Source organism: Dactylosporangium sp. NPDC006015 (genome assembly GCF_040614215.1).
GTDB classification, from domain to species: Bacteria; Actinomycetota; Actinomycetes; order Mycobacteriales; family Micromonosporaceae; genus Dactylosporangium; species Dactylosporangium maewongense.
In genome coordinates this window covers 565655-589868 of the sequence record NZ_JBEXUD010000001.1, presented here as the reverse complement: position 1 = coordinate 589868, position 24214 = coordinate 565655, and the positions used below count along the sequence as shown (strand labels likewise).

Sequence of the window (24214 nt, the reverse complement as noted above, 5' to 3'; positions counted from 1 at the left end):
CGCCGCGAGTTCGCGGCGCCGCCCCTTCCGTTTTTGTGCGTCAGACCCGCAGCGGGCGCACCGGATCCCAGCCGAGGAGCCGGTCACCGCTGAAGGTGAGCATCCAGCCGGCGCCCTTGCGGGTGTGGAAGTCCACATTGGTGCGTCCGGTCAATGCGGTCAGCAGCGGCGGCATCAGCTTGCCCTGGCTGCACACGACGCTCGCCCCGCCCCGCGCCGCGAGGGCCCGCAGCGCGGCCGCGGCCGCCTCGGGGGACCGCCCCTCGTCGAACGCGCCGTCCAGGTCGAACGGCAGCCCCAGCGGCTCCACCGTCTGCCGGCACCGCAAGGGGGTGGCCGACACCACCCACTCGGGCCGCAGGAGCCGCAGGAGGGCGCTCAGCGCCGCCGCGTGGCCCACGCCGGCCGTGTCCAGCGGGCGCTCCGCGTCCGGGCCGGCCCACTCCTTGCGCTTGCCGGCGTGCGCGTGGCGGACCAGGGCGACCACCGCCGTCACGGGCGGCAGGTCCAGGAACGCCTTCACCACACCCCGGTCGTGCGCGTAGCTCAGCAGCGCGGGCGCCTGCGCGACCGGCACCCAGCGCGCCTCCTCGATCTCGTCGTCCGCCGGCCGGTCCTGCCACAGCAGCGCCCGCATCGACCAGTAGTCGACGACCTTCTCCACGCCCGGCTCGCTGGTCAGGTAGCGGATCGAGGGCAGCCGGGCCTGCGGCACGCCCCGCACCAGCGTCTCCTCGTGGACCTCCCGCACCGCGGCGGCCAGCTCGTGCTCGCCGGGGTCGACCTTGCCCTTGGGCAGGGACCAGTCGTCGTACCGCGGGCGGTGCACCAGCACGATCTCGACACCGTCCCGCGCCGGGCGCCACACCACGCCACCCGCCGCGCGGACGACCGTGTTCACTTCAGCCATGCTGTGGTGTTCTCCTCGCAGACCGCGGCCCACACCGCCGGGAACGCGGCGCGTGCCCGGGTGACCGCGGCCCGCTCCCGCTCGAACAGTCTGCCCGCCGTGACGGCGAGACGGTGGTCGCCACGGTCGAGGAACCGCGCCACGAAGAGCCACGTGTCGGCCGCGGTCGCCGCGTCCTGGTGCTCGCCGAGCACCTTCTGCGCCTTCGCGACCCGCTTGGCGAGCACCGCGGCCTCGGGGCCGGGCACCCAGGAGAACGCGTACCGGGCCCGCTTGGCCAGCTTGCGCACCTCGTGCCAGTCGTCGTCGGGCAGCTCGGGGGTCAGCGCGTCAGCGCCGGCCACCAGCTGCCGCCACGGCTTGCGGACCAGACCCGGCAGCACCCGCCCGGCGGGTGCCCCGTGCCGGCCGACGAGCCTGGGCGGGCGGGTCAGCGCGTCGAGGAGCTGGACGTAGCGCGGCGAGCGCAGCGCCTCGTCCAGCGCCGACAGCGCCGTCTCCTGCCGCCCGGCGAGCGCGGCGTCGATCCGGCCCACCGACTCGGCGTCCACCGCCACGAGCGGGTCGGCGGCGGCGGTCACGTGCAGCCGGGCCCGCATCACCTCGATGTCGCGGGCGCCGCCGAGCGCGCCGGCCAGCCGGCCCAGCTCCGCCCGCAGCGGCCGGCTCCAGGCCGGGTCGAGCAGCGCCTGGAACGTCTGCAGGTCGCTGCGCAGCCGCCGGGTGCCGACCCGCATCTGGTGCACGGGGGTGTCGCCGTTGGGCATCGTCTCGCGCAGCCGGGCGAACGCGTCGTGCCGCAGGATCCGCCCGACGCCGTCGCGCAGCGCCTCGGTGAGGACCGCGCCGGCGCTGTCGTCGGGCTCCGGCGGGGGCGCGGCGCCGTCCGGGTCGGGCACCGCGCCGGCCGCGGTCAGCGCGCCCGCGATGCGGGCCAGGTCCTCGGGCGTGCCGTCGACCGGCAGCACCTCGACCCGCCGGGGGCGGCGGCCCGTCCCGCGCTCGGACAGGAGGCGGACCTCAGCCAGTACACCACCCGCCGCCGACGACACGTGCACGGCTGAGCGGACCGTCCTCACGGCGCCGAGGTCCGCGCCGCGGCGGAAGGCGGTCACCGCGTCGAGCAGGTCCGCCGGGACGACGCCGGCACCCGCGGCCTGGCTGTGCAGCTCCCGGCCCCGCCGCGGCAGCAGCAGCGTCCACGTGCCGTCGCGGTGCTGGCGCAGCGACACCCCGGCGCGGGCGAGGGCGCCGTCCGGGGTGTCGTGGAAGGTGGCGTCGACGTCGCGGCCGTCCAGGTCGGGCAGCGTGAACCCGTCCCCGACAATGAACTTCACGCCGCCGGCTCCACGCGGTCGACGATGCGGCGCAGCAGGGCCTCCTGCGGGTTCTTGCCCTGCCGGCGGTGCCAGGTGCCGTCCCCGGCCAGCTCGAAAGCGCCGGTGTCGTCGCTCATCATCAGCTTCAGCACCCGGTCGAGCTCGCCGGCCGCGACCGGGTCGGTGACCTTGACCAGCGCCTCGACCCGGCGGTCGAGGTTGCGGTGCATGAGGTCGGCGGAGCCGATCCAGTACTCGGCGGAGGCGTCGCGGCCGAACCGGAACACCCGCGAGTGCTCCAGGAACCGGCCGAGCACAGACCGGACCCGGATGTTGTCCGACAGGCCCGGCACGCCCGGCCGCAGCGCGCAGATGCCGCGCACGATCAGGTCGACGCTCACCCCGGCCTGGCCGGCGCGGTAGAGCGAGTCGATGATCTCCTCGTCGACCAGCGAGTTGACCTTCAGCTGGATCAGGCCCTGCTCGCCGAGGGAGATCTCCCGGTCGATCCGGTCGATGATGCCGCGCCGGACGCCGTGCGGCGCGACCAGCAGGCGGCGGTAGGAGGTCTGGCGGCTGTACCCGGTGAGCACGTTGAACAGGTCGGTGAGGTCGGCGCCGACCTCCGGGTCCGCGGTGAGCAGCCCGTAGTCCTCGTAGAGTCGGGCCGTCTTCGGGTGGTAGTTGCCGGTGCCGACGTGGCAGTACCGCCGGATGTGGTTGCCCTCCTGGCGCACCACGAGGGCCGTCTTCGTGTGGGTCTTGAGCCCGACGAGGCCGTAGACGACGTGGCAGCCGGCCCGCTCCAGCGTCCTCGCCCAGCCGATGTTGGCCTTCTCGTCGAACCTGGCCTTCACCTCGACCAGCACCACGACCTGCTTGCCGGCCTCGGCCGCGTCCACGAGCGCGTCCACGATCGGGGAGTCGCCGCTGGTCCGGTACAGCGTCAGCTTGATCGCCAGCACGTTGGGGTCGGCGGCGGCCTGCTCGACGAAGCGCTGCACGCTGGTCGAGAACGAGTGGTACGGGTGGTGCACCAGGATGTCGTGGTCGCGCAGCCGGGCGAAGACGCTGCGCGGGGTCTCGCCCTCGGCGAAGTGCGGGTGGGTCGCCGGCACGAACGGCTGGTCCTTCAGCGACGGCCGGTCCACGCCGTTGTAGATCTCCCACAGCGCGGTCAGGTCGAGCAGGCCCGGCACCCGAAGCACGTCGTGGGAGTCCATGTCGAGCTCGCGGACCAGCAGCTCCAGCACGTGGTCGGAGATCGACGCGGCGACCTCCAGGCGCACCGGCGGGCCGAAGCGGCGCCGCGCCAGCTCCCGCTCCAGGGCCTGCAGCAGGTCCTCGTCACGGTCCTCGTCCAGCTCGACCTCGGCGTTGCGGGTCACCCGGAACAGGTGGTGCTCGACCACCTGCATCCCCGAGAACAGCTGCCCGAGGTGCGCGGCGATCAGCTCCTCCACCGGCAGGAACCGCACCGTGCGCACGCCGTCGCGGGTGGTCCGGTCCAGCGCGTAGAAGCGCGGCACGTTGTTGGGCACCTTGATCCGGGCGAACAGCTCGGGGCCGCCGTCGTGCTCCCGCACCACGACCGCCAGGTTGAGCGACAGGCCGGAGATGTAGGGGAACGGGTGCGCCGGGTCGACGGCCAGCGGCGTCAGCACCGGGAAGATCTGCTCGCGGAACGACGTGCGCATCCGCTCCCGCTCGGCCGGGTCGAGGTCGCTCCACGGCACGATGTGGATGCGCTCCTCGGCCATCGCCGGGGCGATCTCCTCGGCGAAGACCCGCGACTGGCGCGCGACCAGCGCGGTGGTGCGCTCCGCGATCTGCTCCAGCTGCTCCGTCGGCGGCAGGAAACCGGGGCGGCGCACCGGGATGCCGGTCTGCAGCCGCCGCTTCAGACCCGCGACCCGGACCATGTAGAACTCGTCGAGGTTGCTGGCGAAGATGGCGAGGAACTTCGCGCGCTCCAGCAGCGGGGTCGCGGGGTCCTCGGCCAGGGTCAGCACCCGGGCGTTGAAGTCCAGCCACGAGAGCTCCCGGTTGAGATACCGGTCCTCGGGCAGCGGTTTCTCGGATGGTACGACCAGCGCGTCGGACTCGGCGTGTGTCTCACCGGGGGACTTCTGGGTGGGGACCAGCGGGGGCTGCTCCGTCACCGTCTCGCTCATGGTGACCTCCTCGGGCTCGGCCTGATTCGCCTGCACGTCTTCACCGGGTGCTGGTGCCGCGGCCTTCGTCGCCCGCCGGACCCGTGGCGCGGTGCCGCCCGCCGGAGGGGCCGCCCGTCGCGGTGCCGCCTTGCGCGGGGCGGCCTTGGGAGGCGCGCTCTGCGGGTCGGAGCGTTGCGCTGCGTTACGGGGGCGGCTGCGACCGGTCGGCGTCTCGTCCACCGGATCATCATGGCCCGTTTGTGCCGATCTGAACATGAACTTCCCGCTGCTTGGCCACTACGGGAAGGTGGGCAGCGTGACCTTGACGACGGCCCCGGCGGCGTCCCGGTCGATGCGGACCCGCTGCCCCAGGCGGAGGTGGCGCAGCCCCGACGCGTCGAAGGCAGCAGCGGGGAATCGCAGCTCAGCACCGTCGTCGAGCAGCACCGTGCCGGTGCGGGTGTCGTCGTCGAACGTCGCCACGGTCCCCTGCATCAGTCCACGCTACCGCGCATCGATTTCCGGCGCGTGTCTCGCGTCACCGCGGCGCCGCCGCTGCCACCCGCGGCCGTCCTGCTCGATGGCACCGGGGTGCTCTTCGTCACTCACCGGTGCCGGCCGTCCTGCGCGGGGCGGCGCAGGGGAGGTCGTCAGGCGGGCGTGTCGTCAGGCGGGCGTGCAGAGGATCTCGCCGGTGTGGGGGCCGAGGCCGAGGCCGGTGGCGGCGTCGAGGTCGGCGGCGGTGTCGACGTCGCGGCGCAGGCTGGGCCAGTCGCCGTCGAGCCGGACCGCGCCCGAGCGCAGGTGCGCCGCCGCAGAGCCGGGCCCGAAGTGCGGGTCCAGGGCCACCCCGGCGGGCGCGGCGAGCAGCACGGTGCCGCTGCCCTCCAGGTCCGGCACGAACGCGCGGCGGCCCAGCGCCTCCGCCGCGGCCAGGGCGACCGCCAGGTCGGCGGGGCGCATCGCCGGCAGGTCGGCGGTCAGCGCGACCACGGGCGCGCCGCCCGCGGCCCGCGCCCCGAAGGCCAGCGCCGCGTTGAGCCCGGCGGCCGGGGTGTCGGGCAGGCAGGTGGCGCCGTCGGCGACGAGCTCCGCCCGCACCAGCGGGTCGTCGCAGACCGCGACGACCCCGGCCACCGACGGGCAGGCGAGCGCCGCCGCGACCGTGTCACGGGCCATGGCCAGCACCAGGCCGGGATGCGCGGGCCGCGGGACGGCGCCGCGCAGCCGCGTCTTCGCCGCACCGAGCGGCTTGACAGGCACGACCGCCACCCAGGTGCTGAGCATGACCCATCCTGACACGGCGCCACGGCGCCCGGCAGTGGCATGATTCGCAGCAGAACCGTGAGGGGAGGGTGAGATGAAGCGCCGGAGGCTCGGCTTCTGGCGGCGTTTCGCCGTCATGACCGTGAAGCCCACGATCCAGATGCTGACCCGCCGGACCTGGACGGGCATGGAGCACATCCCCGCCGATGGTGGGGTGATCATGGTCGTCAACCACATCTCCCATGCCGACCCGCTCGCCGTCGCGCACTACATCTACGACGCCGGCCGATGGCCGTCGTTCCTGGCCAAGGCCAGCCTGTTCAAGGTGCCGGTGCTGGGCTACCTGCTGCGGGCCAACCACCAGATCCCGGTCCACCGCGGCACCACCGACGCCGTGAAGGCCCTGGAGGCCGCCCGGGCGGGCGTCCGCGGCGGCGAGGCCGTGGTGATCTACCCCGAGGGCACCACGACCCGCGAGCCCGACCTGTGGCCGATGCGGGGCAAGACCGGCGCCGCCCGCCTCTGGCTGGACACCCACGCGCCGATGGTCCCGATCGTCATGTGGGGCCCCGAGCGGATCTACGACCCGCGCACCAGCAAGCTGAAGCTGCTGCCCCGCGCCGACGTGACGATCATCGCCGGCGCCCCGATCGACCTGTCCGCCTGGGACGAGGCGCAGCCGACCGCCCAGACGCTCAACGAGATCACCGACCACATCATGCTGCACCTCCGCGACATGCTCGGGGAGATCCGGGGCGGCACCCCGCCGCCGCTGTGGACACCGCGCAAGACGCTCGCATGAGCGCGCCCGAGCGCAGCGCAGGACCGTACATGAGCATGACGGAGGGCATATGAGCATTCGACGGGCCGCGGTGCTCGGGGCCGGGTCGTGGGGCACGGTGTTCGCCAAGCTGCTCGCCGACGCCGGCACCCCGGACGTCACCGTCTGGGCCCGCCGGCCCGCCGTGGCCGAGGCGATCCGCGAGCGGCACATGAACCCGGACTACCTGCCCGGCACGTGGCTGCCCGGCGCGATCACCGCGACCGACGACGCCGCCGAGGCCGTCGACGGCGCCGACCTGGTCGTGCTCGCCGTGCCGTCGCAGACGCTGCGCCACAACCTGGGCTCCTGGGCGGGCACGATCCGCTCCGACGCCACGCTCGTCAGCCTGATGAAGGGCATCGAGCTGGGCACGCTCAAGCGGATGAGCGAGGTGATCGTCGACTCCGCGGGCGTCGAGCCCGACCGCATCGCCGTCGTCACCGGGCCCAACCTCGCCCCCGAGATCGCCGCCGAGCAGCCCGCGGCCACCGTGGTGGCGTGCACCGACTTCCGGCGCGCCGAGCTCGTCCAGCGCGCGATCAGCACGCGCTACCTCCGGCCGTACACCAACGACGACGTCATCGGGTGCGAGCTCGGCGGCGCCGTCAAGAACGCGATCGCGCTCGCCTACGGCATGGCCTCCGCGCTCGGCTTCGGCGACAACACCCGGGCGACGCTGATCACCCGCGGGCTCGCCGAGACCACCCGCCTCGGCGGGGCGCTCGGCGCCAACCTGATGACGTTCGCCGGGCTCGCCGGCCTCGGCGACCTCGTGGCGACCTGCTCCTCGCCGCTGTCGCGCAACCGCACGTTCGGCGAGCACCTCGGCCGCGGCGAGACCCTGGAGCAGGCGCAGGCCGCCACCCGGCAGACCGCCGAGGGTGTCAAGAGCTGCCTGTCGATCCGCGATCTGGCGCACAGCGTCGGCGTGGAGATGCCGATCACCGAGCAGGTCGAGCTGGTCTGCCACGAGGGCGTCGACCCGCTCAGGGCGCTCGCCGCGCTGATGTCCCGCGAGACCAAGCCGGAGCGGCCCGGCGTCCCGTCGACGGCGGAGCATCAGTAGGGTTTTCCGCATGACCGGCCCGCAGCGCGGCGGGGAGGCCGGGCATCGGGTGCGCTGGTTCCGACTCAGGGCGGCGCCGGAGCGCAGCGGAGGCGACGCCATGACTGGTGACGGCACGCGGGTCGTGCACGCCGGGGTGCCCGAGGCCGTGCCCGGCCGGCCCTTCCTGCCCGGTCCGGCCTTCGGTGCGCCGTACCACCTCGAGCCGGTGCTGGGGCCGCAGCCGGGCGTCGACGGTTACGGGCGCACCGACAACCCGACCTGGCGCGCGCTGGAAGGCGCGATCGGCGAGCTCGAGGGCGGCGAGTGTGTGACCTTCGCCTCGGGCATGGCCGCCATCAGCGCCGTGCTGCTGAGCGTGCTGCGCCCCGGCGACACCGTCGTCGTGCCCGCCGACGGCTACTACAAGACCAGGGCGTTCGCGGCGTCGTACCTCGGCGAACGCGGCGTCACCGTCGTCGAGGCGCCGACCGCGGGCCCCTACCCGGCCCTGGAGACCGTCCGGCTGCTGCTGGTGGAGACCCCCGCCAACCCGGGCCTCGACGTGTGCGACATCGCCGAGCTGGCCGCGCGCGTGCACGCCGGCGGCGGGCTGGTCGCCGTCGACAACACCGCGGCCACCCCGCTCGGGCAGCGCCCCCTCGACCTGGGCGCCGACATCTCCGTCGCGTCCGGCACCAAGGCCCTGACCGGCCACTCCGACATCCTGCTCGGCTACGCGTGCACCCGCGACCCGCAGCTCGCCGCGGCCCTCACCGGCTGGCGCGGCGCCACGGGCGCGGTGCCCGGCCCGTTCGAGGCGTGGCTCGCGCACCGCTCGATCGGCACCCTCGACCTGCGCCTGGCCCGCCAGACCGCCAACGCGGCCGCCGTCGCCGAGGTGCTCGCCGCGCACCCGGCGGTCGTCTCGGTGCGCTGGCCCGGCCGGCCCGAGGACCCCGCCCACGAGGTCGCGTCCCGGCAGATGCGCCGCGTCCCGGGCGTGGTCACGTTCACGCTCGCCGGCAAGGCCGCCGCCGATCAGTTCCTGCAGGCCGCGACCCTGGTGTTCGCCGCCACCTCGTTCGGCGGGCTGCACACCTCCGCCGACCGGCGGGCGCAGTGGGGCGACGACACCCCCGAGGGCCTGATCCGCCTCTCGTGCGGCGTCGAGGATACCGATGACCTGGTCGCCGATGTACGGAAGGCACTCGACGCGATCGGCGCCTGACGCAGGGTGGGGTGCTGACCAGCCGACAGCGCGAGCTTGACCTTGCGGTTAGGGTCGGCGCGTGGAAACGCCAGAGAAGACCCGGGTCGCCGTCGTGTTCGGCGGCGGCAGCACCGAGCACGCCATGTCCAGCGTCGGCGCCGCCGACCTCCTCGACGCCCTCGACACCGACGAGTTCGAGATCGTGCCGATCGGGGTGACCCAGGAGGGTCGCTGGGTGCTCGGCGCCGCGGCGGCGGGCTCCTCGCCGGTGTCCACGGATCTGGTGCCGGCCGGCGCCGCCGTCACCGTGGTCGACGCCCGCGACGGGGTGGCCCGGCTCGGCGGCGTCGACGTGGTGTTCCCCGTCCTGCAGGGCGCCTTCGGCGAGGAGGGCACGATCCAGGGCCTCCTCGAGATGGCGGACCTGCCCTACGTCGGCTCCGGCGTGCTCGCCGCGTCGGTGGCGATGGACCACGACTTCCTGCGCAAGCTGGCCGTGGCGTCGGGGCTGCCCGTCGCGCCCTACGTGGTGCTCAGGGACTCCTCGGACGTCGCCGGTGCCGACCGGGAGCGGCTCGGGCTGCCCGTCGTCGTCCGGCCCGCCCGCGGCGCCGGTGGCATGACCGGGATCACCGACTGGGCCGAGCTGCCCGCCGCGGTCGCCGCGGCCCGCGCCGTCGACGCGAAGGTGGTCGTCGTCGCCGCCCCCGCCGGCCGCAGGGTCACCGTCGGCGTCCTCGACACCTCGGGGCAGCCCGAGTCCAGCGTGCCCGGCGAGATCGTCGACGGCCGGGTGACCGCGCCGGCCGACCTCGACCGTGCCGTCGAGCGCCGCGCCCGCGACCTCGCCGTGAAGGCGTTCGTCACCCTCGACTGCGCCGGGCTCGCCATGGTCGAGTGCACGGTCACCTCCGGCGGCGACGTCCTGTTCGACCGGATCGACACCATGCCCGGCTTCGACCCCGGAGCGGCGTTTCCCGTGGTGTGGCAGGCCAGCGGCGTCGCGTACACCACCCTGATCACGCAACTGGTCAAGGCGGCGGTGCGGCGGGGGACGGGCCTGCACTGACCTGTGTCAGGCGCTCCGCGTGGCGTTCAGCAGTGCGTCGTGCCCGGGTCCTCGTAGGGCACCGTCTCGGTGATCGGCGCCGACAGGTGCGACAGCCAAGAGCCGTCGGCCTTCTTCGGCACCACGACCCGCAGCGGGACCTGGCGGTCGATCGTGGTCCAGACGGTCTCCTGCTTGTGCTCCTCCGGATACCAGCAGACGCCGGAGACGCCCAGCAGCTGGGCGTCGCGCGGGACCGCCCGCTTACCGACCGCGCCGCAGGACAGCACGATCGCCGGGTCGCCGAAGGCCACGTGCTGCTCGGTGCCGGCGCTGACCGGACGCCGGTGCAGCCCGCCGAGGGTCTCCGGCATGCGTGCCACCAGTGCACGGCAGACCACCGTCGTGGCCTCGTCCATGGCCACGGCGTCGGTGCGGACGGTGCCGGTGGCCTCCGCCTTGGGGAAGCCGCCGAGCAGCCAGAACGCCAGGACGCCGACCAGCAGCGCGACGGGGATCGCGGCGACGGTGGCGATCCTGGCGGGGCTCTTCGCCGTCATCTATAAGTGCACCACCGAGCACGTCAGCGTGCGGGTGATGCCGGGCACCAGCTGCACGTTGCTGACGATCAGTTTGCCCAGCTCGTCGACGCTGCGCGCCTCCGTGAGCACCACCACGTCATACGGCCCCGTGACCGCGTCCACCCGGACGACCCCGGTCAGCTCCTGGATGGCGGTCGCCACATCGCGTGCCTTGCCGACCTCTGTTTGGATCAGGATGTATGCCTGTACCACGACACGACTCCTTCCTGCGCCGCGCGAGCGCTGATCAGCGCTGAACCTACCGCACCATGGGATACAGCGGACCAGCAGCCGTGCGTGATCGTGCCACAACACGCTGCGTTACCCGCAACATCGCGCATTCAATGTTCAGTTTTCTGTTTGCTTTGGAGGACGGGTGACCGTTGCAACCGCCGGGGAGTTCGGGCTCATCTCACGGGTGACGGCCCGGCTCGGGGCGCCCTCGCCCGTGGTCCTGCTGGGGCCCGGCGACGACGCGGCCCTGGTCGCAGCGCCTGACGGCCGGGTCCTGGCCAGCACCGACGTGCTCGTGGACGGCCGGCACTTCCGCCGCGACTGGTCCTCCGCCCGCGACATCGGCCACCGCGCCGCCGCCGCCAACCTCGCCGACATCGCCGCCATGGGGGCCCGGCCGACGGCGCTGCTCGTCGCGCTCTGTACCCCTGCGAACCTCGAGATCACCTGGGCGGAGGAGCTCGCGGACGGTCTCGCCGCGGAGGCGGGCAAGGTCGGCGCGGTCGTCGTCGGCGGCGACATGTCCGCGAGCCCGACCCTGACCATCGCGGTGACGGCCCTGGGCCACCTGGAGGGCCGCGAGCCCCTGGTGCGCACCGGCGCCCGCCCCGGCGACGTGGTCGCGATATGCGGCCGGATCGGCTACGCGGCAGCCGGGTACACCATCCTCTCCCGCGGCTTCCGCTCCCCGAAGCTGCTGGTGGAGGCGCACCGCCGGCCGCAGGTGCCCTACGCCGCCGGTCCGTCGGGCGCCCTCCTCGGCGCCACCTCCATGATCGACGTCTCCGACGGGCTGCTCGCCGACCTGGGCCACATCGCGACCGCCAGCGGCGTCGGGATCGACCTGCGCCGGTCCGCGTTCGTCGTGCCCGAGCAGATGCGTGACGCGGCGACGGCGCTCGGCGTCGACCCGTACGGCTGGATCCTCGCCGGCGGGGACGACCACGCGCTCGCCGCCACCTTCCCGCCGTCCGTGGAGCTGCCCGACGACTGGCGCGTCATCGGCGAGGTCCTACCGGCCAGCCTGTTCACCGCCGGTGACGGCGTGACCGTCGACGGTAGGCGGTACACCGGAGGAGCCCCAGGCTGGGACCACTTCCGGTAACGAGTGGTCGCTTCTATACCCTTTACGCGTGACTGAGCTCGACATTCGACTGACCCGCTACGGCTCGCGGGTCGCCACCGAACTCATCAGCGCCACGCTCGCCGACCTGAGCGTGCGCTACGGCGGATCGGGGGACACCACCCCCATCGAGCCCGGTGACTTCGACCCGCCGCTGGGCGGCTTCTTCGTCGCGTACATCGACCACGCGCCGGCGGGGTGCTGCGGCTGGCGGACCTTCGCCGAGGACGAGAGCACCGCGGAGCTCAAGCGGCTCTACGTGGACCCGGCGTTCCGCGGGCTCGGCCTGGCCCGGCGGCTGATCGCGGCGGTCGAGGACTCGGCCCGCGCGGCCGGGAGGAAGCGGGTCTGGCTGGAGACCGGGACGGCGCAGCCGGAGGCGATGGCCCTGTACGAGTCGGCCGGCTACGCGCTGATCCCCGACTTCGGGCACTACAAGGGTTATCCGAGCGTGCGGTCGTTCGGGCGGTCGCTGTAGCGCGTTGAAAAAGGCCCCGCCGATGGCGGGGCCTTTTTGCTGCTGGTGCTTTGCTTGTGGTGCTTTGCTGCTGGTGCAGGCGATCAGCCGCGAACGACCTTGCCGGCCTTGAGGCAGGAGGTGCATGCCTGCACCTTCCGCGTGGTGCCGCCACCGGCCGGGGTGCGCACCGTCTGAATGTTGGGGTTCCAACGGCGGTTGGTCCGCCGGTGCGAGTGGGACACGTTGTGGCCGAAGCCCGGTCCCTTGCCGCAGACGTCGCACACGCTAGCCACGGGGATCTCCTGGGATTGATTGCGTCTCGGGCTGGACCCCTCCACCGGCCGGGCCGGGGGCGGACTCCAGGTGTCGCCGACCGGTCGACCGGCGGGCAACCCCGCAAGGTTACCTGATGAGCCCCGCTGACTCCCAATCGGGCCTTGCCGGGGTCGCTTTCCTGGGGCTCGGGTGGCGAGCGGGGAAATTGTCGGTGGTCGCCGATAGGCTCGGCGCGTGCCAGTGAATGTCGATGCTGCTGCTGTTCGCCGGTGGTGTGCCGCCGGCCTCGACGCGCTGCGCCGGCACCGGTCCGAGATCGACGCCCTCAACGTCTATCCCGTGCCTGACGGCGACACGGGGACCAATCTGGCGTTGACCATGTCCGCCGCCACGGCCGCCGTGGAGGCCGCGCCTGGCTCCTCCAGCGCCGGGGAGCTGCTCGCGGTCGCGGCGAGGGGCGCGCTGCTGGGCGCCCGGGGCAATTCGGGCATCATCCTGGCCCAGCTGCTCAAGGGCCTCGCCACGTCCCTGGCCTCGACGCGGGCGATCGGGCCGGCCGAGCTGGCGGCGGCGCTGGAGCGGGCCGCGGCGTCGGCGTATGCGGCGGTGGCGGCCCCCGTGGAGGGCACGGTCCTGTCGGTGGCGTCGGCCGCGGCCCGGGCGGCTGCCGGCGCGTCGTCGCGGGTCTCGGCCGGCGGGTCGAGCGGTCCCGGCGGTGAGCCGTCTGCGGCGGGTGGGTCGTCACCTGGGGTCGGCGGCGGGTCGCCGGGGGCCGGGGGTGGGTCGCCGGGGGGCGGGGGTGGGTCGCCGGGGGGCGGGGACGGGTCGCGGGGTTCCGGGGGGTCGTTGCGGGGTTCCGGGGGTGAGCTGGTGGGGTCCGGCGGGTTGTCGGCGCGGGGCGGTGGTGAGGCGGCGGGCTTCGGTGGGTCGTCGCGGGATTCCGGCGGTGAGCTGGTGGGGTCCGGCGGGTCGTCGGCGGGGTTTGGCGGGTTGTCGGCGGGCTCCGGTGGGTCGTTGCCGGGGGGCGGTGGTGAGGCGGCGGGTTCCGGTGGGTCGTCGGCGGGCTCCGCGGCCGGGTCGGCGTCGGTTGGTGCTGGCGGGGCGTTGTGGGAGCTCGGGGGCGGGGCGGGTTGGGGCGGAGTGGTGGAGGTGGCGCGGGCGGCGGCGGAAGGGGCCCGGGTGGCCCTCGCGCGCACGCCTGAGCAGCTGCCGGCGCTGGCCAGGGCGGGGGTGGTCGACGCCGGGGGGCGCGGGCTGGTGGTGCTGCTGGAGGCGTTCGTGACCTCGCTGACGGGGGAGACGCCGCCGGTGCCGGTCGACGTGCCGGCCCGGGTCGCCGATCCGGGTGGGGTGATGGAGCGTGAGGCGGGGTCGGTCGAGTTCGGATATGAGGTGCAGTTCCTGCTGGACGCCCCGGCCGCCGCGATCGAGCCGCTGCGGGAGGCGCTGAGCGCCCTCGGCGACTCGCTGGTCGTCGTCGGGGACGAGCCGACCTGGCACGTGCACGTCCACGTCAACGACGTCGGTGCGGCGATCGAGGCAGGGATCGTGGCGGGGCGGCCCAGCAGGATCACCGTGACGCGGTTCGCCGAGCAGATCGCCGAGCGGCAGGCGGCCGACGCGGCAGCGCCGTCCGGTCCGGTGGGCGCGATCGGGTCGGAGGGCACTGTTCGTACGCCGGCCGCAACCGAAAACGAGAGTGCCAGCTCGGGGATCGTCGTCGTGTGCACGGGGCGGGGGCTCGCTGAGCTGCTCGCGGCCGAGGGGGCCACGGTGGTGACCGGGACGCCGTCGATGGCGGAGGTGCTCGCGGCGATCCGGGCGACGGGCGCGGGCAGGGTGGTCGTCCTGCCCAACGACGCCAACGTGCTCGCCGTCGCCACCGCGGCGGCGGCCGAGGCCAGGACGGCCGGGATCCGGGCGGGTGTCGTGCCGACCCGGTCGCCGGTGCAGGCGCTGGCGGCGATGGCGGTGCGGGACACCGGGCGCAGGTTCGAGGACGACGTGATCGCGATGGCGGAGGCCGCGGCCCGGTGCAGGTCGGCGGAGCTGACGGTCGCGGCCCGGGAGGCGCTCACCGTCGCCGGGCGGTGCCAGCTCGGTGACGTGCTCGCCGTCGTCGACGGGGAGGTCAACCTCATCGGGCAGGACCTGGAACGCACCGCGTGCCTGCTGCTCGACCGGATGCTGCTGGCCGGCGGGGAGCTGGTCACCCTCATCGCGGGGCAGGGTGCGCCGCCGGGGCTGGGGGAGACGCTGCGGCGGCATGTCGCGGGGGCGTGGCCGTTCGTCGAGGTGCAGTGCTATGAGGGAGACCAGCCGCACTATCCGCTGCTGGTCGGGGTGGAGTGAGACCGGTGACCGAGATCGACCTGACCACGCCGCTGCAGAAGGTGATCGGCAACGGCGCGAAGCTGCTCGCCGACAGCCTCAACCTGCACACCGTGGGTGACCTCGTGTATCACTTCCCGCGGCGGTACGAGGAACGCGGCGAGCACACCGACATCCGCTCCCTGGAGATGGACACCGAGGTCACGGTGTTCGGGCAGGTGAAGCGGGTGTCGTCGCGGACGTTCGTGCAGCAGCGGGGCAAGACCGCGGGCAAGCGCGGGTCGCTGCTGGAGGTGGTCGTCGGCGACGACAGCGGCGGCGAGCTGAGCGTGACGTTCTTCAACCAGCCGTGGCGGGAGTCGCAGCTGCGGCCCGGGCGGTGGGGGCTGTTCTCCGGCAAGGTCGGCCGGTTCCAGAGCAAGCTGCAGCTCAACCAGCCCGACTACATCCTGCTCGACGGCGCCGAGGGGGAGGAGAGCGTCGAGGAGTTCGCGGGCGCGATCATCCCGGTGTATCCGGCGACGGCGAAGGTGCCGACGTGGCGGATCGCGGCCGCCGTGCGCACCGTGCTGGACGTGCTGCCGCCCACGCCGGACCCCGTGCCGGCGACGGTGCGCGCCAAGCGGAAGCTCTCCTCCCTCGACAAGGCCCTCCGCGAGATCCACCGGCCGGAGTCCCGCGAGTCGCTGCACTTCGCCAGGCGGCGGCTGAAGTGGGACGAGGCGTTCGCGCTCCAGCTGACCCTGGTGCAGCGCAAGCACCGCGCCGCCGACTGGCCCGCCCGGGCCCGGCCGCTGCGCGAGGACGGGCTGCTGGCGACGTTCGACGGGTTGTTGCCGTATGAGCTGACCCGCGGCCAGCGTGACGTCGGCGACGAGATCGCGGCCGACCTGGCCCGCCCCCACCCGATGCACCGGCTCCTGCAGGGTGAGGTCGGCTCCGGCAAGACCGTCTGCGCCCTGCGGGCCATGCTGCAGGTCGTCGACGCCGGCGGGCAGGCCGCGATGCTCGCCCCGACCGAGGTCCTCGCCGCCCAGCACCACCGCAACGTGATCAACCTGCTCGGCGGCATGGCCCGCGCCGGCGAGCTCGACGCCGCCCCCGACGCGACCCGGGTCGCGCTGCTGACCGGCTCGCTCGGCGCCGCCGCCAAGCGCAAGGTCCTGGAGGAGATCGGCTCCGGCGCCGCGGGCATCATCGTCGGCACGCACGCGCTGCTGTACGAGGGGGTCGCGTTCAAGGACCTGGGCCTCATCGTCGTCGACGAGCAGCACCGCTTCGGCGTCGAGCAGCGCGACGCGTTGCGCGCCAAGGCCGACCAGCCGCCGCACGTGCTGGTCATGACGGCGACGCCGATCCCGCGCACCGTGGCGATGACGGTCTTCGGCGACCTGGAGACCTCGGTGCTCAGCCAGCTGCCCAACGGCCGCTCCCCGATCGCCTCGCACGTCGTGCCGGCCACGGACAAGCCCGCGTTCCTGGACCGGGCGTGGCGCCGCATCCGCGAGGAGGTGGCGGCCGGCCACCAGGCGTACATCGTCTGCCCCCGCATCGGCGACGCCAAGTCCGACGGCGAGGACCTGGCCCTCGCACCCGGCGACGACGACCGCCGGGCGCCGCTGGCCGTGCTCGACGTCGCGCCGCAGCTGGCGGAGGGCCCGCTGCACGGCCTGCGGATCGGCATCCTGCACGGCCGCCTGCCCGCCGACGAGAAGGACGCGGTCATGCGCTCGTTCGCCGCCGGCGACCTGGACGTGCTGGTCGCCACCACGGTCATCGAGGTCGGCGTCGACGTCCCCAACTCGACCGTCATGATGATCCTCGACGCGGACCGCTTCGGCGTCTCCCAGCTGCACCAGCTCCGCGGCCGGGTCGGCCGGGGCAGCGCCGCCGGCCTGTGCCTCCTCGTCACCGAGTCCGTCGAGGGCACCCCGGCCCGCACCCGCCTGGACGCGGTGGCCTCCACGACCGACGGCTTCAAGCTCGCCGAGCTCGACCTCGAGCAACGCCGCGAGGGCGACGTCCTGGGCGCCACCCAGTCCGGCCGTCGCTCCCACCTGAAGCTCCTGTCCCTGCTCCGCGACGCCGAACTGATCGGCGACGCCCGCGCCGAGGCGTTCGAGTTGCTGGAGGACGACCGCGAGCTGACCCGCCACCCCGGCCTCGCCGCCACCGTCACCCAACTCGTCGACGAGGAGCGCGCCGAGTACCTCGAGAAGGGCTGACCCGCCTCTGCTGGCTCCCACCGGAGTGGGGGTGATCGGCCAGCCCGGCCCGCGCCGCCCAGACGGCCGGCCCGCGCCGCACCAGCCGACCACGCCGGCGGGGGCCTTCGGTGTCCGTGGTGGCGACCCGGTGCTGTTGCCTTTTCAGCGGGAATCCACACAATCGTCCCGTCCTTGGACTCAAGTAGCTGCCGTGGACCTGCCGGTCGGATCTGCGTGGTCGGGTGGCTGTAGACGTTGGTCAATGCCCGGATCTGTGGCTTTTGGGAAATTGGCGCTGCGCGATCCACCCACAGAATGATCTTCAAAGTGGGGGCGGATCGCGCAGTGTCAATGAAAGTAATGGGGTGTTTCGGGGTGTTGATCGATGTTTTGTGGGGCGGGTCAGGCGGCGTGGCGGCCGCGGTGGGGGCGGCGGCTGAGGAGGATCAGGCCGCCGCCGAACGCGATCATGAAGATGGCGGCGCCGCCGAGGATGGTGGCGTTGGAGCCGGTGACCGGGAGGCTGCTCGAGGTGGCGGGGGCGGTCGTGGTCGGGGTCACGGTGCTGCCGTTGCCGTTGCCGTTGCCGTTGCCGTTGCCATTGGTGGGGGTGATCTCGGTGACGGTCTCGACCGGGTTGTTCGTCTGCGGGGTTGAGGCGGACGGGGATGCGGACGGGGAGGTGGTGGGGGTGTCGCAGGAGGACGGGGCGGTCCAGGTGGCGGTCACCGTCTTGAACGTGTTGTCGCGGACCGTCACCTGCTTGGCGGCCACCGGCACGTCGCGGGTCGTGCCCGGGGCGACCCGGACGAGGCCGCCGGGGAGGTCGAAGACGGCGTCCACGTTGGCGGCGGGGGAGTTGGCGAGGTGGGCGGTCAGGGTGCCGTCGCAGTCGCCGGTGAAGGTCGCGGCCGGCTGGGGGGCGCAGGTCGTGGTGCCGCCGTTGTACCAGGCGCGCACGCCCGCCGAGCGGCTGCCGGGAGCGGCGGTGTCGCCGAGCTTGGTCGTGCCGTAGCGGGGGCCGCCGTCGACGATGGGGTTGATCACATTGGTGCCGAAGACGGTGTCGACCTGGGTGTAGCAGCCGGGGACGTCGACGCGGAGGGTGATCGACGGCGTGGTGGCGGTGATTGCGGCGGTGTCGGTGGCGTAGACGAACTGCGGGTTGCCGAAGGACTTCGACGGGGCGGTGTAGGAGACGAGCGTGAAGGCCTGCCGTTCGCCGGAGCACAGGGCAGCGGTCGAGGTGATCGTCGCGGTGCCGGCCGGGCCGTCGAACGTGTGCCGGTAGGTGGCCGAGGACGCTGGGGTGCAGGACGTGCCGGAGATGGCCGACGAGGCGAACGCGGTGTCGGCGAAGGCGCCGCCGAACAGCAGCGTGCTACCGAAAACGAGCAGGGTCTTACGCAAGACGTGCCCCCGACATCGCAAGTCTGGGGGCGGTCTTACCACTGACTCCCCGGGCCGCAAAGCGGTGACCGATTGCGCTCGGCCCGGATCTACGTCTCCCCAATTCATGGGTAGTCGTGACGGTTTGTCGCGACTGCAAACAGCGTAAGACCAGCTACGCAACGCTGAAAAGACCTGCTGGACGGCACACTACTCTCCGTAATCGAGCACGCAGAGTAGTCATGCCGGATTGAATCGCAGTACACAATGAAAAATCGGAAAAGTCCGAATTGGGAGTGGCGCGGGTCACGTCGACGGCGAGCCTAGGCTGGACGGCGTGACACGCATCGTGGCCGGCGCGCTCGGCGGCCGGCGCCTGACGGTCCCCGCGGGACAGGGGACCCGGCCGACCTCCGACCGGGTCCGGGAGGCCCTCTTCAGCAGCCTGGAGGCCATGGTCGACCTCGATGGGTCCCGGTTCGCCGACCTGTACGCGGGATCCGGTGCCGTCGGGTTCGAGGCGTGCTCGCGCGGCGCCGCCCACGTGCTGCTGGCCGAGAGTGACGCCAAGGCCGCCAGGATCGTGCGGGCCAACATCGCCACCCTCGGCGTCGGCGGCACCGTGAAGCTGGTCGCGGACAAGGTCGAGCGGCTGCTCCAGCAGGAGCCCGACGAGCGCTACGACGTGGTGTTCGTCGACCCGCCGTACGCCGTGACCGACGAGAAGGTGGGTGTGGTCCTGGACGCGCTGGTCGCGCGCTGGCTCGCCGCCGGCGCCGTCGTGGTGGTCGAGCGCAGCAGCCGCGGCGCCCCGATGCGCTGGCCCGAGGGCCTGCGGCAGCGCGCCGAGCGGCGCTACGGGGAGACGACGCTGTGGTATGCGGAACGCGAGCCGGGCACGTGAAGCGGGCGGCCGGGCGGCTTTGGTACGGTCCCCGCTCATGAGGCTTGGGCTGGTGCAATGAGGCGCGCGGTGTGTCCGGGTTCGTTCGATCCGGTGACCAACGGACATCTGGACATCGTCGGACGCGCGTCGAAGATGTTCGATGAGGTCGTCGTCGCCGTGCTGATCAATACGAGCAAGGCGGGGCTGTTCACGGTCGAGGAGCGGCAGGAGATGCTCGCGGAGGTGACGGCGCCGTACACGAACGTGCGGGTCGACGTCTTCCAGGGGCTGCTGGTCGACTTCTGCCGGGCCAACGACGTCAGCGCGATCGTCAAGGGCGTGCGGGTCGCCGGCGACTTCGACTACGAGCTGCAGATGGCCCAGATGAACTACGGGCTCGGCGCCATCGAGACGCTCTTCATGCCGACCAACCCGAAGTACTCATTCGTCTCGTCGAGCCTCATCAAAGAGGTCGCGAAATGGGGCGGCGACGTTTCGCCGCATGTGCCCGACCTTGTGGCAAACCGGCTGCGCGAGCGGCTCGCGAAACCCGGAAACTGAAAGCTTTCCGTGTGGCGATGGAGCGGCATCATGGTTTGGGCCGCATGATGGTGTCGTTGTTTGCCGTGGGGACAGGGAGTGACCGCAAGTGGATCCGCTCGAGAGCATCGACCAGATCATCGCGCTGGTCGAGGGTGCACGGTCGGCACCGATGTCGCGGAGCAACTTCGTGGCCGACCGCGCCGAGATGATCAACCTGCTCGACCAGCTGCGCGCCGACCTGCCGGGTGAGCTTCGGCGTGCCACCGCGCTGCTCGACGAGCGGGACAAGATCGTCGACGCGGGGCGCCGCGAGGCCGAGCGGATCATCACCGAGGCGGAGCAGGAGCACAACCGGCTCGTGTCGATCAACGAGATCGTCGTCTCCGCCGAGCACGAGGCGTCTCGCATGATCAACGAGGCGCGGGCCGAGACCCAGCGGCTCCGCGACGAGGTCGACGACTATGTCGACACGGCCCTCGCCAACTTCGAGCAGTTCCTCACCCGATCGCTCGCCTCGATCGAGCGTGGCCGCGACAAGATGCATGCGCTGCGCGAGATAGGCTCTTTCACACCGTCCGGCGACGACGACCGGCCGCTGCCTTTCTGACCCGACGGGCAGGGGCGATTCGACGGGAGATCTGCCGCTCGGGTAGCCTTGTCCGTCGGCCCTGCCTGGCCGGAGTCTGAAGATGCCACATCAACCGCACCCGCAGCTGGATCCCCGGAAGCCGCTGGTCCTCGAGACGAGAGACCTGCCGCGACGACCGGGCGCTCTTCATGCGGTGTCGCGCCAAGTGCCGGCACCCGAGGACCTCGGTCTGGAGCTGATCGGCGTGCCTGCGGGCGCCGAGCTCGACCTCCAGCTGCGGATGGAGTCGGTGTCAGAAGGCGTTCTCGTCTCCGGCACCGTCACCGGCCCGCTGGTGGGCGAGTGCGGACGCTGCCTGCGCCCGATCAGCGACACGTTGGAAGTCCCGATCCAAGAGTTCTATGCCTATGAGCACAGCACCACGGACGAGACGACCGACGAGGACGAGGTCGGAAGGCTGCAGGGCGACCTGATCGACCTGGAGCCGGCACTGCGGGACGCGGTGGTGCTCTCCCTGACCGCCAATCCCGTGTGCCGTGAAGACTGCCCAGGGCTGTGCCCCGACTGCGGGGTGCCGCTGGATGAGTTGCCCGCCGGCCACGGCCACGGGCAGCTCGACCCGCGCTGGGCCGCCCTGACCCAGATCCAGCACTCAGAGGAGTAAGACCCGTGGCCGTTCCCAAGCGGAAGATGTCGCGCAGCAACACCCGGTCGCGCCGGAGCCAGTGGAAAGCCGTCGCGGTGCAGACGCAGCCGTGCCCGCAGTGCCGCTCTCCGAAGCTGCCCCACGCTGCGTGCTCGGTCTGCGGCACGTACAACGGCCGTCAGGTCATCGAGGTCTGATTTCCGGATCCGGGTGACGCGATCCGACAGGTCGCCGCACGGCGGGCAGCCCCCGTCCGGCACCGCGCGGATCGCCGTCGACCTCCTCGGCGGGGACAGTGCTCCCGCCGTCGTGGTTGACGGCGCTCTGCGCGCGTGCAGCGCCGATCCAGACCTGCATCTGCTCCTCGTAGGGCCGCGCGAGTCGGCCGACGAGGTCATCGGCGCGCTCGCGGTCCATGACCGCGAGCGCGTCAGCGTCAGCGTGGTCGACCGCACCGTCGGCATGGGCGACGCCCCGATGCGCCACGTCAGGCGGGAGTCCACCGTGCGCGCCGCGGCGGAGGCCGTCTACGCCGGCCGCGCCGACGCGATGGTCTCCGCCGGATCCAGCGGCGCCGCCGTCGCCGCGTCGGCCCACGTGCTGGGGCGGCTCCGCGGTGTACGACGCCCCGGCCTCGCCGCGCACGTGCCCACCCCGCACGGCCCGGTGCTGCTGCTCGACGTGGGCGTGACGATCGACGGCACGATGCTGGAGCTCGTCCAGCACGCGGTCCTCGGCGCCGTCTACGCCAAGGTGGCCCTCGGCGTGACCGACCCGCGCGTCGGGCTGCTGTCCATCGGCAGTGAGCCCGGCAAGGGCGACCGGCTCCGCCGGGCCGTCGCCGTCGCGCTGTCCGACACCGTCCTGCCCGCCGGCGGGCGCTACATCGGCCTCGTCGAGGGCCACGACGTGCCCCGCGGAGGCCCGGCCGACGTGATCGTCACCGACGGTTTCACCGGCAACATCCTGCTCAAGGGCATCGAAGGTGCGACGGCCGTCAGTACAGTCGCCGCACACCGCACAGAAGCGGTCGAAGCGCCACATGTGGTGGCCGCTAGCAAAGGCGCCGCACTGCTCGGCGTCGCCGGCGCCGTCGTGGTCTGCCACGGCTCCGCCGACGGTCCCGACATCGCCTCCGGCATCGCCCTCGCCGCGCGCCTGCACCGCGAGCGGATCATCCCCGCGGTCGCCGGGCTCGCCGACGAACTGCTGACCGAACTCTCCTCGGCCGGCGGCCTCACCATCCGTGACGCATTGGGAGAGCGCTCGTGAAAAACCCGACCCCACTCGAGTCCGCCTTCGAGGTGGAGTTCGACCCCGACATGCTCCGCAGGGCGCTGACGCACCGCTCGTACGCCTACGAGAACGGCGGCCTGCCCACCAACGAGCGGCTTGAGTTCCTCGGCGACGCCGTGCTCGGCGTGGTGATCACCACCGCGCTGTTCAACAACCACCCCGACCTCGCCGAGGGCCAGCTGGCGAAGCTGCGCGCGAGCGTGGTCAACATGCGCGCCCTCGCCGACGTCGCCCGCCGGCTCGGCCCCGAGGGCATCGGGCCGTTCCTGCTGCTCGGCAAGGGCGAGGAGGCGACCGGCGGGCGCAACAAGGCCAGCATCCTCGCCGACACGCTCGAGGCGCTCATCGGCGCGGTCTACCTCCAGTACGGCCTGGACACCGCCGCCACGGTGATCCACAAGCTGTTCGACGAGCTGATGGCCGAGGCCGCGCTGCGCGGCGCCGGTCTCGACTGGAAGACCAGCCTCCAGGAGCTCACCGCCGGTCGCGGCCTCGGCGTCCCCGAGTACCGCATCGACGAGGAGGGCCCCGACCACGCCAAGCGGTTCACCGCCTGGGTGATCGTCGCCAAGCGCCGCTACGGCGGCGCGCAGGGCGGCAGCAAGAAGGAAGCTGAGCAGCGGGCCGCCGAGGCAGCCTGGCGGGAGCTGTCGGCGCGGCCCCCGGAGCCCCCCGGGGCGCTGAAGGGTGACGATGACCGCGGTGACTGAGGTGGCGCGGCGGCCGAGGACACAGTTCCTGTGGGCTCTGCCGCTGGCGGTGTACGCGCTGAGCCGTCTTATCCAGCTGCTGCTGGTCTGGTGGATGGCCGACAACGGCGAGGTCCGCAGCCGGTTGCTCGCGTGGGACGGCGGGCACTTCGTCCGGCTCGCCGAGGAGGGGTACCCGACCGGGTACAGCTACACCGCCGATGGCCAGCTCACGGGCAACGGCCTGGCGTTCTTCCCCGGCTACCCGATGCTGGTCCGCATCGTGCACCTGGCGACCGGCCTCGAGGTCGGCACCGCCGCGATCACGGTCGCGTGGATCGCCGGCGCGTTCGCCGCGATCCTCGTGTGCGCGCTGGGCACCCGCCTCTACGACGAGCGGGTCGGCGTGGCCCTGACCGCGCTCTTCTGCACCCAGCCGATGTCGATGGCGCTGTCCATGGCGTACTCGGAAGCGCTGTTCGTCGCGATGGTCGCCGGCATGTTCCTGTTCGCGCACCGCGGCGACTGGCTCTTCGCCGGCCTCTTCGGCCTCGGTGCGGCACTGTCCCGGCCGACCGGCGCCGCCGCCGCACTCGGCCTGGCGGTCGCCGCCGCGATGGCCGTGTCCCGAATCCACAAGTCGGACAAATCGGATTCGTCGGATGGTCCGCCGATCTGGCATCCGATTCTCGCGGCTGCCGTCGCGCTCGCGGGGGTGCCCGGCTACCTGCTGTGGGTCGGCATGCGGGTCGGCGACCTCGGCGCGTGGTTCGACATCCAGACCGCCGGCTGGGGCACCACGTTCGACTACGGCACGTCCACGTTCAACTTCGTGCGCGACGCGTTGCGCACCGGCGAGGGCTGGATCCAGGTGAGCATCGCCTGGATGGTCATCGGGGTCGTCGCGCTGGCCGCCATCGCGGTGGCGCAGAGGGTGTGGCCGCCGCTGCTCGTGTACGGCCTGATCGCGCTCGTCCTGGTCCTCGGTCAGGGCGGCTACTACCACTCGAAGCCGCGGCTGCTGGTCCCCGTGCTGGTGATCCTGGTCCCGCCGGCGATCGCACTCGGACGGGCGAAGCCGCGGACGGCGGCGCTAGTGTTGTCGGGCTGCGCGGCGTTCGGGCTGTGGTACGGGTCCTACCTGATCACCGTCTGGCACTACGCCATCTGATCCCTCTCGTCGC

Annotated in this window: 24 protein-coding genes and 1 pseudogene; 16 read left to right on the top strand and 9 right to left on the bottom strand. The window is 72.9% G+C overall.

Annotation, left to right across the window (positions count from 1 at the left end):
• Window positions 1-40: 40 nt before the first annotated feature.
• From ABZ321_RS02685 to cofC, 5 genes and pseudogenes are all read right to left on the bottom strand, one after another.
• Entirely contained in the window at window positions 41-910 is an 870-nt protein-coding gene (locus ABZ321_RS02685; protein WP_344508024.1) for an NUDIX hydrolase, read from the bottom strand.
• The gene (locus tag ABZ321_RS02680) at window positions 898-2247 is read right to left on the bottom strand and encodes a CHAD domain-containing protein (protein ID WP_354888811.1); all 1350 of its coding nucleotides are present in this window, start codon (window positions 2245-2247) and stop codon (window positions 898-900) included. The genes ABZ321_RS02685 and ABZ321_RS02680 overlap by 13 nt, the downstream gene beginning before the upstream one ends.
• Window positions 2244-4529: pseudogene (locus tag ABZ321_RS02675) on the bottom strand (RNA degradosome polyphosphate kinase); the annotation flags it as partial. The pseudogene ABZ321_RS02675 and the gene ABZ321_RS02680, both read right to left, overlap by 4 nt.
• 153 nt (window positions 4530-4682) lie before the next feature.
• On the bottom strand, window positions 4683-4880 hold the full coding sequence (locus ABZ321_RS02670; protein ID WP_344508022.1) for a cold-shock protein: 198 nt from the start codon (window positions 4878-4880) through the stop codon (window positions 4683-4685).
• Between the two features lie 171 nt (window positions 4881-5051).
• Window positions 5052-5672 (bottom strand): 2-phospho-L-lactate guanylyltransferase, encoded by a 621-nt coding sequence (cofC, locus tag ABZ321_RS02665; RefSeq protein ID WP_354888808.1) that lies wholly within the window; start codon window positions 5670-5672, stop codon window positions 5052-5054.
• Between the two features lie 73 nt (window positions 5673-5745).
• On the opposite strand from cofC, the gene ABZ321_RS02660 reads away from it, so the two are divergent.
• The 4 genes from ABZ321_RS02660 (at window position 5746) to ABZ321_RS02645 (ending at window position 9801) form a co-directional block, all read left to right on the top strand.
• Window positions 5746-6453, top strand: a complete 708-nt coding sequence (locus tag ABZ321_RS02660; protein WP_344508018.1) for a lysophospholipid acyltransferase family protein — start codon at window positions 5746-5748, stop codon at window positions 6451-6453.
• A gap of 49 nt (window positions 6454-6502) precedes the next feature.
• Window positions 6503-7540: an NAD(P)H-dependent glycerol-3-phosphate dehydrogenase gene (locus ABZ321_RS02655; RefSeq protein WP_344508016.1), complete on the top strand. Its 1038-nt coding sequence runs from the start codon at window positions 6503-6505 to the stop codon at window positions 7538-7540.
• Window positions 7541-7640: 100 nt separating this feature from the next.
• A complete protein-coding gene (locus ABZ321_RS02650; RefSeq protein WP_354888994.1) occupies window positions 7641-8750 on the top strand; it encodes a cystathionine gamma-lyase in 1110 nt (369 codons plus the stop codon).
• Between the two features lie 61 nt (window positions 8751-8811).
• Window positions 8812-9801 (top strand): D-alanine--D-alanine ligase, encoded by a 990-nt coding sequence (locus ABZ321_RS02645; protein ID WP_354888804.1) that lies wholly within the window; start codon window positions 8812-8814, stop codon window positions 9799-9801.
• Window positions 9802-9827: 26 nt separating this feature from the next.
• Here ABZ321_RS02645 and ABZ321_RS02640 read toward each other — a convergent pair whose 3' ends face one another.
• Window positions 9828-10340, bottom strand: a complete 513-nt coding sequence (locus ABZ321_RS02640; RefSeq protein ID WP_354888801.1) for a DUF3515 domain-containing protein — start codon at window positions 10338-10340, stop codon at window positions 9828-9830.
• Window positions 10341-10574 (bottom strand): Lrp/AsnC ligand binding domain-containing protein, encoded by a 234-nt coding sequence (locus tag ABZ321_RS02635; RefSeq protein ID WP_203846267.1) that lies wholly within the window; start codon window positions 10572-10574, stop codon window positions 10341-10343.
• Window positions 10575-10737: 163 nt separating this feature from the next.
• On the opposite strand from ABZ321_RS02635, the gene ABZ321_RS02630 reads away from it, so the two are divergent.
• Both ABZ321_RS02630 and ABZ321_RS02625 read left to right on the top strand, forming a co-directional pair.
• Window positions 10738-11700 (top strand): thiamine-phosphate kinase, encoded by a 963-nt coding sequence (locus ABZ321_RS02630; protein WP_344508007.1) that lies wholly within the window; start codon window positions 10738-10740, stop codon window positions 11698-11700.
• A gap of 28 nt (window positions 11701-11728) precedes the next feature.
• On the top strand, window positions 11729-12196 hold the full coding sequence (locus ABZ321_RS02625) for a GNAT family N-acetyltransferase (RefSeq protein WP_344508005.1): 468 nt from the start codon (window positions 11729-11731) through the stop codon (window positions 12194-12196).
• 83 nt (window positions 12197-12279) lie between these two features.
• Here the strand turns inward: ABZ321_RS02625 and rpmB are convergent, their stop codons facing one another.
• The gene (rpmB, locus tag ABZ321_RS02620; protein ID WP_033357799.1) at window positions 12280-12471 is read right to left on the bottom strand and encodes a 50S ribosomal protein L28; all 192 of its coding nucleotides are present in this window, start codon (window positions 12469-12471) and stop codon (window positions 12280-12282) included.
• 217 nt (window positions 12472-12688) lie between these two features.
• Here rpmB and ABZ321_RS02615 point away from each other — a divergent pair, with 217 nt between their 5' ends.
• On the top strand, window positions 12689-14806 hold the full coding sequence (locus tag ABZ321_RS02615; RefSeq protein ID WP_354888796.1) for a DAK2 domain-containing protein: 2118 nt from the start codon (window positions 12689-12691) through the stop codon (window positions 14804-14806).
• A 5-nt stretch (window positions 14807-14811) separates the two neighbouring features.
• Window positions 14812-17010, top strand: coding sequence for an ATP-dependent DNA helicase RecG (recG, locus tag ABZ321_RS02610; RefSeq protein ID WP_344508000.1), 2199 nt, complete (start codon window positions 14812-14814; stop codon window positions 17008-17010).
• A 384-nt stretch (window positions 17011-17394) separates the two neighbouring features.
• Here recG and ABZ321_RS02605 read toward each other — a convergent pair whose 3' ends face one another.
• Complete coding sequence (locus tag ABZ321_RS02605) at window positions 17395-18402, bottom strand: hypothetical protein (protein WP_354888793.1); 1008 nt, start codon at window positions 18400-18402, stop codon at window positions 17395-17397.
• 316 nt (window positions 18403-18718) lie between these two features.
• Here ABZ321_RS02605 and rsmD point away from each other — a divergent pair, with 316 nt between their 5' ends.
• The 8 genes from rsmD (at window position 18719) to ABZ321_RS02565 (ending at window position 24201) form a co-directional block, all read left to right on the top strand.
• Window positions 18719-19285 carry a 16S rRNA (guanine(966)-N(2))-methyltransferase RsmD gene (gene rsmD, locus ABZ321_RS02600; protein ID WP_354888790.1) on the top strand — a complete coding sequence of 189 codons (567 nt, stop codon included), beginning with the start codon at window positions 18719-18721 and terminating at the stop codon, window positions 19283-19285.
• Window positions 19286-19342: 57 nt separating this feature from the next.
• Window positions 19343-19828 carry a pantetheine-phosphate adenylyltransferase gene (coaD, locus tag ABZ321_RS02595; RefSeq protein ID WP_344507994.1) on the top strand — a complete coding sequence of 162 codons (486 nt, stop codon included), beginning with the start codon at window positions 19343-19345 and terminating at the stop codon, window positions 19826-19828.
• An 88-nt stretch (window positions 19829-19916) separates the two neighbouring features.
• The gene (locus ABZ321_RS02590; protein WP_344507992.1) at window positions 19917-20417 is read left to right on the top strand and encodes a hypothetical protein; all 501 of its coding nucleotides are present in this window, start codon (window positions 19917-19919) and stop codon (window positions 20415-20417) included.
• 82 nt (window positions 20418-20499) lie between these two features.
• Window positions 20500-21063, top strand: coding sequence for a DUF177 domain-containing protein (locus ABZ321_RS02585; RefSeq protein WP_344507990.1), 564 nt, complete (start codon window positions 20500-20502; stop codon window positions 21061-21063).
• Window positions 21064-21068: 5 nt separating this feature from the next.
• Window positions 21069-21242, top strand: coding sequence for a 50S ribosomal protein L32 (gene rpmF, locus ABZ321_RS02580; protein WP_033357807.1), 174 nt, complete (start codon window positions 21069-21071; stop codon window positions 21240-21242).
• Between the two features lie 13 nt (window positions 21243-21255).
• Window positions 21256-22317: a phosphate acyltransferase PlsX gene (locus ABZ321_RS02575; protein WP_354888786.1), complete on the top strand. Its 1062-nt coding sequence runs from the start codon at window positions 21256-21258 to the stop codon at window positions 22315-22317.
• A gap of 50 nt (window positions 22318-22367) precedes the next feature.
• Window positions 22368-23051, top strand: a complete 684-nt coding sequence (gene rnc / locus ABZ321_RS02570) for a ribonuclease III (protein ID WP_354888991.1) — start codon at window positions 22368-22370, stop codon at window positions 23049-23051.
• Complete coding sequence (locus tag ABZ321_RS02565) at window positions 23044-24201, top strand: mannosyltransferase family protein (protein ID WP_354888783.1); 1158 nt, start codon at window positions 23044-23046, stop codon at window positions 24199-24201. Before rnc ends, ABZ321_RS02565 begins: the two co-directional genes overlap by 8 nt.
• Window positions 24202-24214: the final 13 nt, after the last annotated feature.